Origin of the sequence: Microcystis sp. M44BS1 (assembly GCF_020244875.1) — a bacterium.
Lineage (GTDB): Bacteria > Cyanobacteriota > Cyanobacteriia > Cyanobacteriales > Microcystaceae > Microcystis > Microcystis panniformis.
This window is the reverse complement of sequence record NZ_JADBVM010000104.1, coordinates 16,653-32,185: the sequence shown is the minus strand read 5'-3', so window position 1 is coordinate 32,185 and position 15,533 is coordinate 16,653. Positions and strand designations below refer to the sequence as shown.

The 15,533-nt window shown below is 43.6% G+C and carries 11 protein-coding genes and 1 pseudogene; 8 read left to right on the top strand and 4 right to left on the bottom strand.

Annotated elements, in window-relative coordinates; all coding sequences use genetic code 11:
• The 3 genes and pseudogenes from IM515_RS07625 to IM515_RS07615 form a co-directional block, all read left to right on the top strand.
• Nucleotides 1–135: pseudogene (locus IM515_RS07625) on the top strand (IS630 family transposase); the annotation flags it as partial.
• Between the two features lie 146 nt (nt 136–281).
• Nucleotides 282–602, top strand: coding sequence for a hypothetical protein (locus IM515_RS07620; RefSeq protein ID WP_002768682.1), 321 nt, complete (start codon nt 282–284; stop codon nt 600–602).
• A 15-nt stretch (nt 603–617) separates the two neighbouring features.
• Entirely contained in the window at nt 618–1,022 is a 405-nt protein-coding gene (locus IM515_RS07615) for a type II toxin-antitoxin system VapC family toxin (protein ID WP_190358567.1), read from the top strand.
• A gap of 310 nt (nt 1,023–1,332) precedes the next feature.
• Here IM515_RS07615 and IM515_RS07610 read toward each other — a convergent pair whose 3' ends face one another.
• The 3 genes from IM515_RS07610 to IM515_RS07600 form a co-directional block, all read right to left on the bottom strand.
• The gene (locus IM515_RS07610) at nt 1,333–1,539 is read right to left on the bottom strand and encodes a type II toxin-antitoxin system HicA family toxin (RefSeq protein ID WP_002741035.1); all 207 of its coding nucleotides are present in this window, start codon (nt 1,537–1,539) and stop codon (nt 1,333–1,335) included.
• Nucleotides 1,536–1,739, bottom strand: coding sequence for a type II toxin-antitoxin system HicB family antitoxin (locus IM515_RS07605; RefSeq protein ID WP_002734086.1), 204 nt, complete (start codon nt 1,737–1,739; stop codon nt 1,536–1,538). The genes IM515_RS07610 and IM515_RS07605 overlap by 4 nt, the downstream gene beginning before the upstream one ends.
• A 220-nt stretch (nt 1,740–1,959) precedes the next feature.
• Entirely contained in the window at nt 1,960–2,397 is a 438-nt protein-coding gene (locus IM515_RS07600; RefSeq protein WP_287628613.1) for an aegerolysin family protein, read from the bottom strand.
• A 202-nt stretch (nt 2,398–2,599) separates the two neighbouring features.
• Between IM515_RS07600 and IM515_RS07595 the strand changes: the two genes are divergently transcribed.
• The 5 genes from IM515_RS07595 to IM515_RS07575 all read left to right on the top strand — a co-directional run bounded on the left by IM515_RS07595 (nt 2,600) and on the right by IM515_RS07575 (nt 13,446).
• Nucleotides 2,600–3,148: a hypothetical protein gene (locus tag IM515_RS07595; protein ID WP_002768678.1), complete on the top strand. Its 549-nt coding sequence runs from the start codon at nt 2,600–2,602 to the stop codon at nt 3,146–3,148.
• A 724-nt stretch (nt 3,149–3,872) separates the two neighbouring features.
• Nucleotides 3,873–5,207, top strand: coding sequence for an AAA-like domain-containing protein (locus IM515_RS07590; RefSeq protein WP_287628612.1), 1,335 nt, complete (start codon nt 3,873–3,875; stop codon nt 5,205–5,207).
• 17 nt (nt 5,208–5,224) lie between these two features.
• On the top strand, nt 5,225–5,380 hold the full coding sequence (locus IM515_RS07585; protein WP_287633360.1) for a hypothetical protein: 156 nt from the start codon (nt 5,225–5,227) through the stop codon (nt 5,378–5,380).
• An 84-nt stretch (nt 5,381–5,464) separates the two neighbouring features.
• The gene (locus tag IM515_RS07580; RefSeq protein ID WP_287628611.1) at nt 5,465–7,297 is read left to right on the top strand and encodes a carotenoid oxygenase family protein; all 1,833 of its coding nucleotides are present in this window, start codon (nt 5,465–5,467) and stop codon (nt 7,295–7,297) included.
• Nucleotides 7,294–13,446: an AAA family ATPase gene (locus IM515_RS07575; RefSeq protein ID WP_287628609.1), complete on the top strand. Its 6,153-nt coding sequence runs from the start codon at nt 7,294–7,296 to the stop codon at nt 13,444–13,446. The genes IM515_RS07580 and IM515_RS07575 overlap by 4 nt, the downstream gene beginning before the upstream one ends.
• Here the strand turns inward: IM515_RS07575 and IM515_RS07570 are convergent.
• Nucleotides 13,438–15,507 (bottom strand): thioredoxin domain-containing protein, encoded by a 2,070-nt coding sequence (locus tag IM515_RS07570; protein ID WP_287628607.1) that lies wholly within the window; start codon nt 15,505–15,507, stop codon nt 13,438–13,440. The two genes, IM515_RS07575 and IM515_RS07570, sit on opposite strands and share 9 nt — an antisense overlap.
• Between the last annotated feature and the right edge of the window lie 26 nt (nt 15,508–15,533).

Below are 15,533 nucleotides of genomic sequence, written 5' to 3'. Positions count from 1 at the left end.
GAAAACTTTTCTGACTTTTCTTCAGCTATTTATGAATGTCTGAATGATGCCCACCTGAAACATAAAAAAGAACTGGATTCCTTGCTCACTCTACGATTTCAGAAGTTTAATAAATCTCAGATTATGAACGTCTAAAGTATAGGTTAAAATTAACTTATTCGGCTCTGATTTTGGATTGGGGAGTTATCTGCTCTCTTCCTACGAAAGGAAACGATTTGCCGAAACGGGATGCTCCCTAAAAATCAGAAAAAATTCGCCACACCAGTCTCAAGGAGGAAAGGATGTCTCAAGTCTCTATTCAATCAGATTTGGTCGATGATAAAATTCAGTCTAGGCTCGTTATTCGTATCGCGTCAATTATTGATGATTTTATCAAGAATGAGAGCTTATTGGAAGATTTAAATAGAGATGAAATGGTTAAGTATTTTGTGAATTTACTGACCGAAAAATTTTCCTCTTCAGAATTAGAAACAATGCCCGATGAAAGTCTAGGTCGCAAAATCAGGCGAGTCTTAGGAGTGCAAGCAATGGCGGGACTGCTGAAGGATTTAACTCCAGAACAAATGGCAGAGTTTGAAGCAGTGATGGCAAGTTTTAGATAGAAATAGTAAATAGTCGTGGGTTATCTACTCGATACTAACATCGTCACAGCTATTCTCAAAGACAACCAAGTAGTCGTTGAGAGATTGAGTGCAGTAAGGCTACAAGGAAAGGATGTTTTCATAAGCTGTATTACTTATTTAGAAACTGAAGCTGGACTATTAGCAGTTAAGGCAACGAAGAAGTTAGCAAGATTTCAGAATTTGTGTCGCACTGATTTGAGAGTATTGTTGTTAGATACAATGGAGATTGTTCATCAAGCCGCAGCAATTTCTGCTGATTTAAGGCTTAAGGGAACCCCCATACAAATGACTGATATTCTCATTGCAGCAACAGCTATTAGCTATAATCTCATTGTCGTTTCTGACGACTCAGATATGCTGAGAGTTCAGGGATTAATCGTAGAAAATTGGCGGCGATGAGATAATTTGCTGGTGATGATCTCACCCATCCAGGAAAGAAAGCTTTATTACTAATATTTTAGCCTGCTGTTGCAAGGTGGCATAAACTTCATCGCTCAATTCTAGGGTTAAGACTTGACTCATTTGGCTGTACCTTCATTGTGGCTATTGATTAGATTAATTTCTTTTTTAACTCTTTGACCATTATAACCTCGGACATCAGCTTGTCTCTTCACAGTAGCACTGTAGGGTGGGTTAGTGACAGCGTAACCCACCGCATATTAGGAAATTGATGGTGCGTTACATTAACATTAACGCACCCTACGAAAGCTTATAAGTCATCTTCCGATAATCGAGCTATTTTCATAATTGATTTTAAAGTTCCAATTTTTAAGTCCTGATTGCGGTGTACAGGAATAGATAGAATTTTATCTTCATCCTCCTTTTCATAAATATGGTGACTACTGGTAATTTTTTTGAGTATCCAACCTTTTTTTTCGACAATTTTACAGAGTTTTTTCCCTGATATTGATTTCATACAGCAATTTCAATCACTTCTGACCTAGATTCAGGTTGTTTGCTTTCATTGGCAACTTCTAACCAGCCTTGTATGGCATCTTGGAGGTTATCGACAACTTCGTCCATACTATCTCCTTCTGTTATACAACCGGGCAGAGCGGGAACTTCAGCCCAGTAACCGCCTTCTTCGGCTGGATGAATAATAGCTTTGATTTTCATCAGGTTCAGAATTTTTGAAAACTTATCTCTTATTTTAATATGAATATGGAAGTTGGGTTTCCTTGCGTCAACCCAACCTACAGGCGATGCGATCGCACTACAAGATCGGCGATCGCACTGGAGAGGTCTAATGAATATCGACACCTCTCATAGATACTGATGCGACGATCACTTGCTCCGTTCTGCGCAGCTTTATCGCGCAGTAAGCCTGAGCACCAAGTTAGGCGATTTTTGTAGTCTGAATAGTGACTGTTCCCAATGCGCCCGAATCTAGATTCGCACCGGTTTGCGAGGTCACGTATTTATTTAAAGGTGGCTGTGGGCCGGAAGACGACCAAGTCGATGAATTTGTCTTGCTACCCCAAGGGCAATCCCAAGAATAGGTGCCTACTTGTGTATTTCCATCGTAAAGCTCAAAGGATCCTTCAGTTCCTGAAGCAGCATCTTCGCGACCACAAGCATTAATTGAGAAGGATGAGTTTGCCTTGATTACTTTTCCTTCAATTGCGCTAGGTTGGTACTCATTGTCCTTATTCCCACCTGCATAACCAATTTTATCAGAGTCGTAAAACTTCCCCCATGAATGAGCTACATTTACCAATGTGACATCAAAATTGGTTGCATATATAGTTATCGTTACCCATTGTGCGTAAGCCATTGTACTCTCCTAATTGTTGTGCGATCGCCCCCTCTTGTAGCTTGAGTCAAGCAACAGCCCAACCCAACACCAAAGGCGATTGAAAACAACAATACACATTACCCCCCCCCGCAAATGTATCCTAAACTACAATTTAATAAATCTTTACATTCTTCTCCCTGACTAGGGATTCACAGCAGAAAATGAAGTCTGCGTCCCCAGAATGCCTGATGGGACAGAATTGATTGTCACTCGCAGCCCCCCGGTGAACTCCAACGGTGTCATCACCCTGACTAACCGCCACCTCCCCCAACTGAAATGGCAGGAAAGCCTCTTAATAGCTCGTCCTGTCAATCAATTTCGGGACTTTTTTCCCGAAGTTAACAATCAGAATCTTACGGAAATTGCGATCGAAATCAAGGAAACCTACAATGATTATTTAAAGTCAGCGCGATCGCTTGAAGACCTGAAAAACCGGCATCCCGAACTGAGAGAACCCTATATCGAGGTAACATCAGCGAAAAGTCAGAGAACGATTTACCTGACACGGCTAGATCGGTTTGGGACTTTAGAATCGGTTTTTTTTAGTCAAGATAAGCAGTTTCCCGTTGATTTACAGCTTGTTAACAACAAGATTGACCGAGAGATTCCTAATTCTCTTTTGGCTGTAGCAACGCTCGATTTAGAAGGGAAATCAGTGGAGCAACCAATTGGCGCGATCGCCTTATCCTCGGTAGAGGAATACAACCTGAAAGCAGGAATAAATATGTAGAGATGGTGCGTCAAGAACACCCTGAAAGTGAAAGACAGCAATTAGCGGCGGCTCTCTGACATCATGCTCATACCAGGGGTCATCAGTCATCAGTTATCAGATTTGCGTTTTCAGTCCACTGATAACTGAAAATACTCCCCAACTCCCACTCGGCAATAACTACTGGCAGCCAGAAATACGTTGGTTACTTATCATGCTTTGTGCTTTTTGTCAAAAAAACTTTTTTTTTGTAATAAAACTACACAAAAAAAAGATCATCGTTGTGGGTGAAATTGACTCATTTACCCGTCTTAATTAGGATTACCTTGTAGGTGTGACAAGGGTTTCAACCATTGCTACCCAAAAAAGCACAGAATGACCCATTGTGAAATTCTATCAAATCGCTGTAACCATTGGAACATCGTCGTTAAATAAAAATCTTTCTCAATTAATTCTTAAGAATTTGTAAATATTGCGAAATGTTAATTTAAATATTCTCAAGCTTTTGGAGTTAGTAGATAATTTTTGCTTATCTTTGTCGAAAAATAGAACTCCTGCAAAAATCCAACACCTACCATTAGGTTAGAAGTCAGGAGTCAGGAGACAGGTTTTAGGTTTTGGGGGTTGGGGTTTTGGGGTTTTAGTTCAATTTCCCCACTTCCCCCCTCCCCACTTCCCCATTCCCCCACTTCCCCATTCCCCCACACCCTACACCCCACATCCCACACCCCACACCCCAATTCTTATGAGAGATTCCCTATCGAGCCGTCTAAGAGTACAACAACACTGCCTCAATCAAGTTAAATTAGCCGTGAGAAAGCAGGGCTTTAGCAGTCAACGCTCCTTAGCCAAAGAAGCTGAATTTAGTCTGGCTACTGTCAGCAACTTCCTGACTGGTAAACCGTTAGAACAAGCCACTTTTGAACAAATTTGTCGTCGATTATGCCTCGACTGGCAAGAAATAGCTGCCCTGAATTTTCAGCTAACAGCACCCCCTCAAGACAAAATTCCGGTTAATTCGGCAGCCAAGAGCGAAAAATTGGACACATTACCCCCCTATCCTAATGGAGCAGTTCCCCTTGGTTCCCCATTTTATTTAGAACGTCTTCCCCTCGAAGAACAGATCAGGCAGGAAATCAAGAAACCGGGGGCTTTAGTGCGGATAAAAGCCCCGAAAGAAATGGGCAAAACATCCCTACTTTTGAGAATGCTCGATTTTGCCAAACAGCAAGGCTACCGCACGGTGAGTTTGAACCTAGAACAGGTGGACCAGGCCATTTTGGCTGATTTAAACCAATTTTTGCGCTGGTTGTGTGCCAATGCCGCCCGTCAACTACAGTTAAAACCGCAATTAGATGAGTATTGGGATGAGGATTTAGGCAGCAAGATTAGCTGTACGGTTTACATTCAAGACTATCTCCTGGAATCGATTACCGCCCCCATTGTCCTCGCTCTCGATGAACTGAATCAGATATTTGAACATCCCCAAGTGGCCAAGGATTTTTTACCGCTGCTGCGTTCTTGGTACGAAGAAGCCAAAACCCTACCTATTTGGCAAAAACTCCGTCTTATCGTCGTCCATTCCACAGAAATTTATGTTCCCCTGCAGCTCAATCAATCGCCCTTTAACGTGGGATTCCCCGCACAGCTAAGTCATTTTAGTCTTGAGGAGGTATTAAAATTAGCCCAACGTTATCAACTCACCTGGGAAAATCAGGAAAAAGTCAAACAACTGATGGAGCTAGTAGGAGGACACCCAGCTTTGGTACAAACCGCCCTCTACTATCTCAGTCGGGAGGAAATAACCATGACGCAAATATTAACCACTGCCACCTCCCTCACGGGGATCTATGCCCATCATCTGCGGCGCCATTGGGCGGTATTAGAACAACAACCGGAACTAGCGAAAGCCCTCGATCGGGTGATGAGCGCCGTGGAACCAGTACAATTAGACCCAATTCTCGCTTACAAACTCAGCAGTATGGGGCTACTCAAACAATCGGGAGATAAAGTAGTACCCGGCTATGAATTGTATCGACGCTATTTTTTAGAAGTGAAATCCTCTATCAGTTATCAGTAAACAGTAATCAGTTATCAGTGAGGGTGTGGGGTGTGGGGAAGTGGGGAAGTGGGGAAGTGGGGGAATGGGGAAGTGGGGGAATGGGGAAGTGGGGAAGTGGGGAAATTGAACTAAAACCCCAAAACCCCAAAACCCCAACACCTAAAACCTATCTCCTGTCTCCTGCCTCCTAAATACTGGCTCCCGGCTCCTATCTCCTGACGACCGACGACCGGCTACTAACCCCACCAACAAACTTTTTGCCGCAAACCCTACTTATGAATATGTCAATCAAAGATACTGTCCAAAATACTGTCAACGTTAGTAATTTTAGTCGCTCGCAACTCGGTCGGCCGGATGAGAACAATTTACATAAAGCAGTCGCCACAATTACTGAGGGACATTGGCCGGAAAATCTGTCGGGATACGTTTTTATCGTCTGTCCTTTTCATAGAAAAAATGACCGTCATTTGTTCTCTGGCGAGGGTGTAATTATTAAATGGGACTTGCAAGGGAAAAATAATCAAGTTAATGTTTACAGTAAAAAACTGAAAACTTGGGATAGTTTTTGGCGAAAAGTTTTACCGATATTTAATATTAGTCAAGCCACTTTTCCCGCCGTGGTCAGCATTTTAGGTTCTTCGGAAATAGCGAATACTGCTATGGTTAAACTAGAAAAAGTTTCTGAAGATAAACAACTAGAAGAAACCCGATTAATTCTCACTGCCGATGCGGGACGTTACTGGGAAGTGGACCCCGTTTCCCTTGATACTATCACTCCGATTGGTTATTTTGACCAACATCTTGTTTCCGTGCCTTTATCTTTTTTCCCAGTCCTAGAAAATACCGCTCACCCCTTCTACGACAAAAAGACCCAAGAATTTATAACCTGTGAATTAAAGCTAAAACTTGTATCGGGAGGTATGTTAAAAGATTTAGATAAATCGGTGTATATTGTGCTTTGGGATCAAAAAAAACAACTTAAACCCTGGAAACTACAGGGAACTATCCTCGATGGTAGTCCCCATTCGGTCATCGTCACCGAAGATTATATCATGATTCCCGATATGCCCTTTCAGATGGGAGTGGCCAAACTATTAGGTATCAGAATCAGGCCCGAAGAAACCTATCCGAAAACTCAAATTTATCTGGTTAAACGTCAAGACCTCAAGGAAGAAGAAACCACCGTTCCCTCGCGATTAATTACCTTCAATGGCGACAGTTATCACTTCCTTTGTAATTACCATAGTACCAACGGTCAAATTCAGATTGTGGCCATCCAAAACGCCACTATTAGTTTAACCGAAGCGATCGAAAAAGACGATATCCAACATTTTACCGGTCAGAGTTATCCCCCCGAATACCACGGCATCCCCTGGATGTTTTCCTTTGATGTCGGAGTGCTGCGCAAAGTGGTTATCGAAGATGCCAGGGTGATGAGCGAACAAGCTTTCATCCATCCGGGTTGGTTCTGTACCAGTCTCTACACCGCCGACCCCCGGGAATCGGAACAGGGATACAGTGCCGTTTATCAAATCTATCTCGGTTATGTGCGCGAATTAATTTGTCGTCGTCAGTATATGGATTGTCGCGACCAAAGCAATCGCATCCTCAGCGATGCCGAACTTCCCTGTCATGACTTGCCCTCGGTATTAGCCAAGGTTCCCTTTGATAAGGATTGGAATCAGTTAACTGAACAGATTAGCCAAGAAAAAAATGCCAGTGATACTCATGTATCACATTTAGGTCGGGGACTACTGGATTTTTATGTTTGTCCTGATGGCTATATTTTAGATAGCATTCAGTTTATTCCCCAAGAACAGGCCTATCTATTGACGACGGTTTTAACCCCGACCAAAGCATTAGAAGCCTGGTTATTTAACCCTGACAATCTCAAGGACGGACCGATTGCTAAACTGAGCTTACCTGAAGATGTTCACTTTGGTTTGACCTTGCATTCCGAGTATTTCGAGCAGGTGGTCTCTTCTCCCCGTCCTTCCGTCTCACAGGTAAATCGAGTTCTGTCAGCCTTGCGGAGTCTGGTCTTGGTTCCCGTAGAATTTTTCTTGGGGAGACCCGCAGCTATTTACAATCGCCAAGTAAAAAAATGATTGTTCTCAACGGATACGACATTCTTGCCCAAGTTTACGAAAGCGTTAACTCGGAAGTCTATCGGGCCATTCGCACCGTCGATAATCAACCGGTTATGCTCAAAATCCTCAAGCAAGAATATCCCACCACCCAACAACTAACCCACTACAAACAGGAGTATAAAACCATCTGCGGTCTGAACTTCGAGGGGGCGATTAAAGCCTATGGTTTAGAAACCTACCGCAGAACTCCCGTGATTATTTTGGAAGATTTCGGGGGTGTATCCTTAAAAAAATGGCTAGGGGGCAAAACCCTAGCCTTAAGGGACTTTTTAAGCCTTGCACTCCGAATAGTGGCTAATTTAGAGAAAATTCACAACGCCAAGGTTATTCACAAAGATATTAATCCTGCCAATATAGTTCTTAACCCCGAAACCGGACAGATTAAAATCATCGATTTTGGCATTGCCAGCGTCCTGCAGCGGGAAAATCCGGGGCTAAAAAATCCCAACGTCCTCGAGGGGACTTTAGCCTATATTTCTCCCGAACAAACCGGACGGATGAATCGCAGTCTCGATTACCGCACGGATTTTTATTCTTTGGGCGTTAGCTTCTATGAACTGCTCACCGGACAATTACCTTTTCCAGCTAACGATGCTTTGGAATTAGTTCACTGTCATCTGGCTAAACAACCTTTGGAGATTAATAGTCTCGTCAGGGAGAAAATTCCCCCAGTGGTGGAAGCAATCATCAGGAAACTGATGGCTAAAACCCCCGAGGAACGATACCAAAGTGCCTACGGTATTCGGGCAGATTTAGAAGAATGTTTAAGACAACTAGAAACAACGGGTAAAATTGAAGATTTTGTCATCGCTAGGCAAGATCTAGCCAATCAGTTCCAAATTCCCCAAAAACTCTACGGCAGGGAGGCGGAAATCGCCACTCTCCTCACTGCTTTTCAACGGGTAGCCACGGTGGCTAAAAACTCCTCTCACACCGAACTGATGCTAGTTACGGGTTATTCTGGCATGGGTAAAACCACCCTAGTTAGGGAAATTTATCAGCCAATTACTGAAAAACGCGGCTTTTTTATCTCTGGTAAATTTGACCAGTTTCAGCGCGATATTCCCTATGCTGCCGTGATTAGCGCTTTGACTAATCTGGTTAAGCAACTTTTGGGGGAAAGTCAGCCACAACTGCAACTATGGCGACAAAAACTCCTAAAGTCTTTGGGGGCGAATGCACGGGTTATTATTGATGTGATTCCCCAACTAGAATTAATTATCGGTCCACAACCAGAGGTGTTACAATTAGGAGCGATCGCTACTCAAAATCGCTTTAATTTAGTCTTTAAAAATTTTATTCGGGTCTTTTGTTCCCCAGAACATCCCCTGGTCATCTTTCTCGATGATTTACAATGGGCAGACTTGGCTAGTCTCCAGTTGATAGAATTAATTATGCTCGATGGCGATATGGACTATTTGTTTTTAATTGGCTCCTATCGCAGTAATGAAATTAATTCCACCCACCCCCTAACCGCTACCCTCGATAAATTAGAGCAGGGGGGCATAATTATCAATCAAGTTATTTTAAGACCTCTGGGTCCTGCACAGGTCAATCAGTTAATTGCCGACACCTTAAATCATTCACCAGAATATGTGCAATCTTTGTCCGCTTTAGTCTGGCAAAAAACCCACGGTAATCCTTTTTTTGTCAATGAATTTCTCAAAACTATCTACTGGGAAAATTTGCTATTTTTCCAACCAGGGGAGCAAACAACCACTAAAACCGATAATAATAGGGGCTATTGGCAATGGCATCTCGGCCAAATTCAAAGGATTGGTAGTACCGATAATCTGATTCAATTTATGATGGGTAAAATGCAAAAATTACCTCTGGAAACCCAGGAAGTTTTAAGTTTAGCATCTTGTCTTGGCTCAGAATTTAATTTAAATACTCTAGCAGTAATCTCTGAAAAATCACCTCCAGAACTTTTACCAATTTTAACTTCTAGTAGCGAAGCTGGTTTAATTATTCCCCTCTCAGAATTAGATGAACAATTACTGATTCAAGAATATAAATTTGCTCATGATCGTATTCAACAAGGAGCTTACGCTCTCATCGAAGACAGCCAAAAATCTTTAATTCATCTAAAAATTGGTCGCCTACTTTGGCAGCATAGTTCTGTCAACGAATTATCGGAAAAGATTTTTAAAATAGTCGATCATCTCAATCTTGGTTATCAAATAATCAGTGAGGAAAAAGAACGAGAGTTAGTGGCTAACTTGAATTTACTAGCAGCCCAAAAAGCAAAAGCTGCTAATGCCCAAACTGGAGCTTTAAAATATATTAAAATTGCTCAAAAACTTCTCGAAAAATCAAGCTGGGAAAATAACTATCAACTGACTTTAAATATTTATTCTGAAGCCACAGAAATCGCCTATTTAAGTGGGGATTTTGAGCAGATGCAGTGCTGGGCTAATCTCGTATTAAAACAGGCAAAAACCACCCTAGATAAAATCAAAGTTTATGAAGTCATCATCGAAGCTTATCACGCCCAAAATCAAGAACTAAAAGCGGTACAAATTGGCTTATCTGTTCTAAAAAGCTTAGATTTCGAGATTCCTGAATCCTTACAATCATCAGATATCCAGGAAGAACTCACTAAAACTCGGCAAAAATTAGCGGGTAAAAATATCGAAGATTTAACTAATTTACCGCCGATAAATGAAGAAGAAAAATTAGCAATAATGAAGATAGCGGCTGCCATATTTTCTCCTGTTTTTATTGCCGCCCCGCATCTCTTACCTGTCCTAGTATCAAAACAGGTTAACTTATCAATTCAGTACGGCAATAGTTATCTAGCGGCTTTTACTTATGTTAATTATGGCTTAATTCTTTGTGGTCTTTTAGAAGATTGGGAAACGGGTTATCAATTTGGAAAATTGGCTTTAAACATTGCCGATAAATTTCATGCCAAAGCCCTAATGCCGAAAATAATTGCCGTCTTTTCCACCACTATTAGTATCTGGAAAGAACCGATTAAAAATTCCCTGTCCTTGTTAAAATCTTCCTATCAAACTGGTTTAGAAATGGGGGATCTCTACTACGGAACAACCTGCGCCTATCTTTACTGTTTTCATTCCGCCTTTATCGGACAGGAATTAACAGAATTAGACCGAGAAATAGCTAACTATGATCTGGCTTTTGTTAAGCTCAAACAAGAAAACACCCGCAACTATCTAAAAATCTACGGACAAACAGTTTTAAATCTGCTGGGGCGCTCGGAAAATCCCAGCCGTTTAGAAGGAAAATACTATCAAGAAACTGTTATGTTACCGTACCATCTAGAGGCTAATGATCTCTATGGTCTCTGTGCTTTATTTGTTAATAAATTATACCTTTGTTATCTATTCGGACAGTACGAACAAGCCATTGAAAATGCTAACCAAGCCCAAAATTATCTAGGGGGAGCTACCGCTACTTTATTGATTTCTCTGCATAATTTTTATGATTCCCTCGCCCATTTAGCTATTTATAATCATCTGGATAATGACCAAAAACAGCAAGTATTAGAACGGGTGAAGAATAATCAGAAAAAGCAACAGGAATGGGCTAATCAAGCACCCCAGAACTATCTCCATAAATTTTATTTAGTGGAAGCGGAAAAGGAGCGAGTGCAGCAATCCTATCTAGAAGCCATAGAAAACTACGATTTAGCCATTGCTAAAGCCAAGGAAAATGAAGACATTAATGAAGAAGCACTAGCTAACGAACTAGCGGCGAAATTCTATCTCGATTGGGGTAAAGTAAAAATTGCCAAAACCTACATCAATGAAGCTGCTTATCTCTATTCTCTTTGGGGAGCAACCGCTAAAGTCAAAGATATAGAAAGCCGCTATTCTCAGTTAATGGTCAATAACTATGGTTCTAATTCCCTGACCGAAACCACGAGAACTACCACCAGAAAAAATTCAGCCAGTCATGCGGGAGAACTGTTAGATTTAGCCACGATTATGAAGGCATCCCAAGCCATTTCTAGCGAGATAGTTTTAGATCAATTACTCGCCACCCTGATGAAAATTCTCATCGAAAATGCTGGGGCGCAGCTGGGCTATCTTATCCTAGAAAGCGGCGGACAATTATCGATTGAAGCCTCCGGTTCAGTGCAGGAAGATAGGGTGACAGTCTTTAAATCTAATGCCATCGAAGAACATCTTCCCGTCTCAATTATTAACTATGTAGCCCGGAGCGGTCAAACCGTTCTTAATAACGATGCTGCCCATCAGGGCAATTTTAGCAACGATCCCTATATAAAAACCCATCAAACCAAATCGCTGCTCTGCACACCCCTCCTCGACCAAGGACAACTGCGGGGAATTGTCTATCTAGAAAATAATCTCACCGTCGGGGCTTTTACCCAAGAAAGATTGGAAGTGCTGCAACTGCTCTCCAGCCAAGCTGCCATCGCAATTACTAACGCCAAACTCTACGCCGAAATTAAAGCCAAACAGAGACAACTAGCGCAATTTTTAGAAGCCATGCCAGTGGGGGTATTCGTCCTCGATGCCGACAGTCAACCCTATTATGCCAATCAAACCGCCCAAGAGATTTTAGGAAAAGGGATAGTTAATATCACCACGGCTAATCAGTTGGGGAAAACCTATCAGTTATATCAAGCTGGAACCGATCGATTGTATCCCACCGAAGACCAGCCGATTGTCCGAGCTTTAAGGGGGGAAAAAAACACGATGGATGATCTAGAAATTCACCAAGGAGAGAAGATTATTCCCCTAGAAGTGTATGCCACGCCCGTTTTTGACGAAAAAGGGGAAATTATCTATGCGATCACCGCTTTTACCGATATTAGCGAACGAAAACAGGCGGAAGCGGAACGGATTCGCTTTACCGAAGAATTAGCCGAGTATAGCCGCACCCTAGAACAGAAAGTGCAGCAGCGCACCCTAGAACTCAGCCAAACCCTAGAAATTCTCAAGGCCACCCAAGCAGAATTACTGTTTGAAAATGAACTGCTCAGAAGTAGCGAAGAATCTAGCACCTTTGACTACCAAGTGGGGGGCAGTTTGCCCATGGATGCCCCCACCTACGTGGTCCGCGCCGCCGACCGTTATCTCTATAAAGCCCTCAAACGCGGCGATTTTTGCTATGTTCTCAATCCCCGTCAAATGGGTAAGTCTAGTTTAATGGTACGCATGATCGATCACCTCCAACACGAGGGCATCTGTTGCGCTCCCATTGATTTAACCCGTATCGGCAGCGAAAATGTCACTCCCGACCAATGGTACAAGGGGATAGCCTTCGAGTTAGGGCGACGTTTTGGCCTGCTCAAAAGGGTTAATCTGAAAGCTTGGTGGCAAGAACGGGAAGATGTCTCGGCAGTGCAGCGCTTGGGCGAATTTATTGAAGAGGTGTTATTGCTGGAAGTGGGGATAGTGGAAGGTTCTCCCCCGAAACCGATCGCGATTTTTATCGATGAAATCGATAGCGTTTTGGGCTTAAATTTTGCGGTTAATGACTTTTTTGCCCTGATTCGTTCCTGCTATAACCAGCGCAGTTTTAACCCGCTCTATCGACGTTTGACCTTCGCTTTCTTCGGTGTTGTCACCCCCTCCGATTTAATTACCGACCACCAAATCACTCCTTTTAATATCGGTCATTCGATTCAATTGGAGGGTTTTAAGGAACACGAAGCCCAGCCTTTACTGCGCGGATTGGCCGAGAAAGTTAGTAACCCGCAAACTGTCTTAAAAGAAGTCTTTGCTTGGACAAACGGTCAACCTTTTCTGACCCAAAAACTCTGTCAGTTAATTCGCACCGCTGCCTCACCGATTCCCCCCAATGGTGAGGCCCTCTGGATTGAGGACTTAGTACAGAAGAAGATCATTGACAATTGGGAGGCTCAGGATGAACCGGAACATCTGCGGACTATTCGCGATCGGCTTCTCAACAGTCATCGCTCCCAGTTGCTCCTGAGACTCTATGAACGGATTTTAAGGGAAAAAGAGGTGATTGCCAAGGATAGCCCCCCAGAAAAAGAGTTACTTTTATCAGGGTTAGTGATCAAAGATCAAGGCCGGCTGCAAGTCCATAATCCCATCTATCAAGCAATCTTTAACCTCCATTGGCTGGGCTGGGCAAAATCAACCTAACTCCCCCGTCATCACCCCGGCAATTTGTCGGTCTAACTGTTCTAAATTTTCCGCCGGTTCAAGGCAGCATAACCCTTGACAAATTAACCCAAATGTGCTAGGGGGCAAACTGGCATCGACTCGATACACCGCAGTGGGCAAATAGCGACTTAACAGCCGCTCGATCGAGCTTTCCGGGGCGCGCAGACAGAAACCGTGACGATAGTGATCGAGAGCGACAAATAAACTGGGGCAAGCGGTGGGGGACTGTTCTAAGATGGTACTAAAAGATTGCAAGGCCTTTTCGGCCCGATCGAGATATTCTAGATTTTCCGTCAATCGCGACAGACGCAATAAATTAGCGATCGCAATTCCGTTAGCCGAAGGGGTGGCATTATCCGTATAACCTCGCTCCCGCACGATCAGATCGAGACTATGATCGGACGCAGTATTAAAATATCCCCCCTCATCCTCGGCCCAAAACCAGCGATCAAATTCCCCCTGTAGATCGATAGCCGCCTCTAACCAGCGAGTTTCTTGGGGTTTAGCGGTTTGCAGGTCGAGCAAAGCCTTAATAAAATAGGCAAAATCCTCCGATTGGGCTAAAACCGAGGCCTGACCCTGATAATTCAAGCGCTGAAAACGTCCATCTAACCACTGATGCTTGAGAATAAACTCGGCCGCTTGAGCGGCCATTTGCCAGTACAAAGGTTCGCCAAAGACGGCAAAGGCCCGGGCCAAACCGGAAATCATCAAACTATTCCAAGCGACGATCATTTTCGTATCCGTTACCGCCGGAATCCGTCCCGGCCAAGAGACGGTTTTCGCCTCCTGATTGTCTCTGGCTGGGGGAAAAAGAGCTAATTGGGCTTGAGAACTGCCATAACGCCGAATAAATAACTTATCGAGCATATTTTCTATCTCCTTCCCTAATTCTCCCCCTTGCCGACGTTGCAGCACATTACGACCCTCAAAATTACCCTCGGCAGTGACGGTAAAATTAGCCTGCAGCACCCCCAATTCCTCGGTCGAGAGATAATCCCTTAACTCCAGATCCGACCAGACATAAAAGGCCCCTTCCTCCGGTTCCCCATCCGTGGCCTTCTCAAAACTATCGGCATCTTGGGCCGCATAAAAATAACCTTCTGGGGCGGTCATTTCCCGTTTTAGCCAGTTAACCGTGCCTTTAATCCCTCTCTCAAAGGCCGCCTCTCGATCACCCGCACTCCACAAATTGGCTAAATATTCGACAATTTGCCCGTTATCGTAGAGCATTTTTTCAAAATGGGGAACTGTCCACGTCGAATCCACCGTATAACGATGGAATCCTCCCCCCACATGGTCATAGATTCCCCCTAGGGCCAGATCTTCCCCCCGTTGATAGGCCGCTTGTCGGAGGGAATCGTCCCAATCGTCACCAAAGCGATTGCCCTGCAAAGCCAGATGAGAATATGGAATCATCGGAAAACTAGGCCGACCGTAGTTATTGGGATTAACCCGAATCACCGCCGTATTTTTCTCGATTCCTGTGGCTAAAAGGGAAGGAGCGGCTAAATTGGTCTCTGCTCGGGGTAAAATAGCCGATTGACGCAGTGCGCCCAGCATTTCGGCCGTAAATTTGCTTAATTTCTCCTTTTCTTCGTCATAATAGCGACGTACCGATTGCAACACTTGCAGAAAACCGGGCCGGTTAAAGCGCGGTTGCACGGGAAAATAGGTGCCACCATAGAAGGGAATTAAACTATCGGGTGTTAGGAAGACATTCAGCGGCCAACCCCCTTGACCGACCATCATCTGCAATGCTTGCATATAGATACTATCGATGTCCGGTCTTTCCTCGCGATCAACTTTGATCGGCAAAAAATACTGATTGAGATAATCGGCAATGGCCCGATCGGAAAAGGCTTCTCCTTCCATAACCGTACACCAATGACAGCTAGAATAACCGATCGACAGAAAGATCGGTTTATCTTCTCTCCTGGCAATTTCTAGGGCGCTGTCACACCAATACCACCAATCGATCGGGTTTTCGGCGTGTTTTCGCAGGTAAAGACTTTCAGATTTAGCCAGATGATTAGCCATGGGAAAAGGGGTATTTTTGCTCTTGC

Coding starts and splice junctions, on each gene's coding strand:
- IM515_RS07610 (WP_002741035.1), bottom strand. CDS start 1,539: ATGAAATCAATATCAGGGAAAAAACTCTGTAAAATTGTCGAAAAAAAA.
- IM515_RS07595 (WP_002768678.1), top strand. CDS start 2,600: ATGCCTGATGGGACAGAATTGATTGTCACTCGCAGCCCCCCGGTGAAC.
- IM515_RS07605 (WP_002734086.1), bottom strand. CDS start 1,739: ATGAAAATCAAAGCTATTATTCATCCAGCCGAAGAAGGCGGTTACTGG.
- IM515_RS07575 (WP_287628609.1), top strand. CDS start 7,294: ATGATTGTTCTCAACGGATACGACATTCTTGCCCAAGTTTACGAAAGC.
- IM515_RS07580 (WP_287628611.1), top strand. CDS start 5,465: ATGAATATGTCAATCAAAGATACTGTCCAAAATACTGTCAACGTTAGT.
- IM515_RS07570 (WP_287628607.1), bottom strand. CDS start 15,507: ATGGCTAATCATCTGGCTAAATCTGAAAGTCTTTACCTGCGAAAACAC.
- IM515_RS07620 (WP_002768682.1), top strand. CDS start 282: ATGTCTCAAGTCTCTATTCAATCAGATTTGGTCGATGATAAAATTCAG.
- IM515_RS07600 (WP_287628613.1), bottom strand. CDS start 2,397: ATGGCTTACGCACAATGGGTAACGATAACTATATATGCAACCAATTTT.
- IM515_RS07590 (WP_287628612.1), top strand. CDS start 3,873: ATGAGAGATTCCCTATCGAGCCGTCTAAGAGTACAACAACACTGCCTC.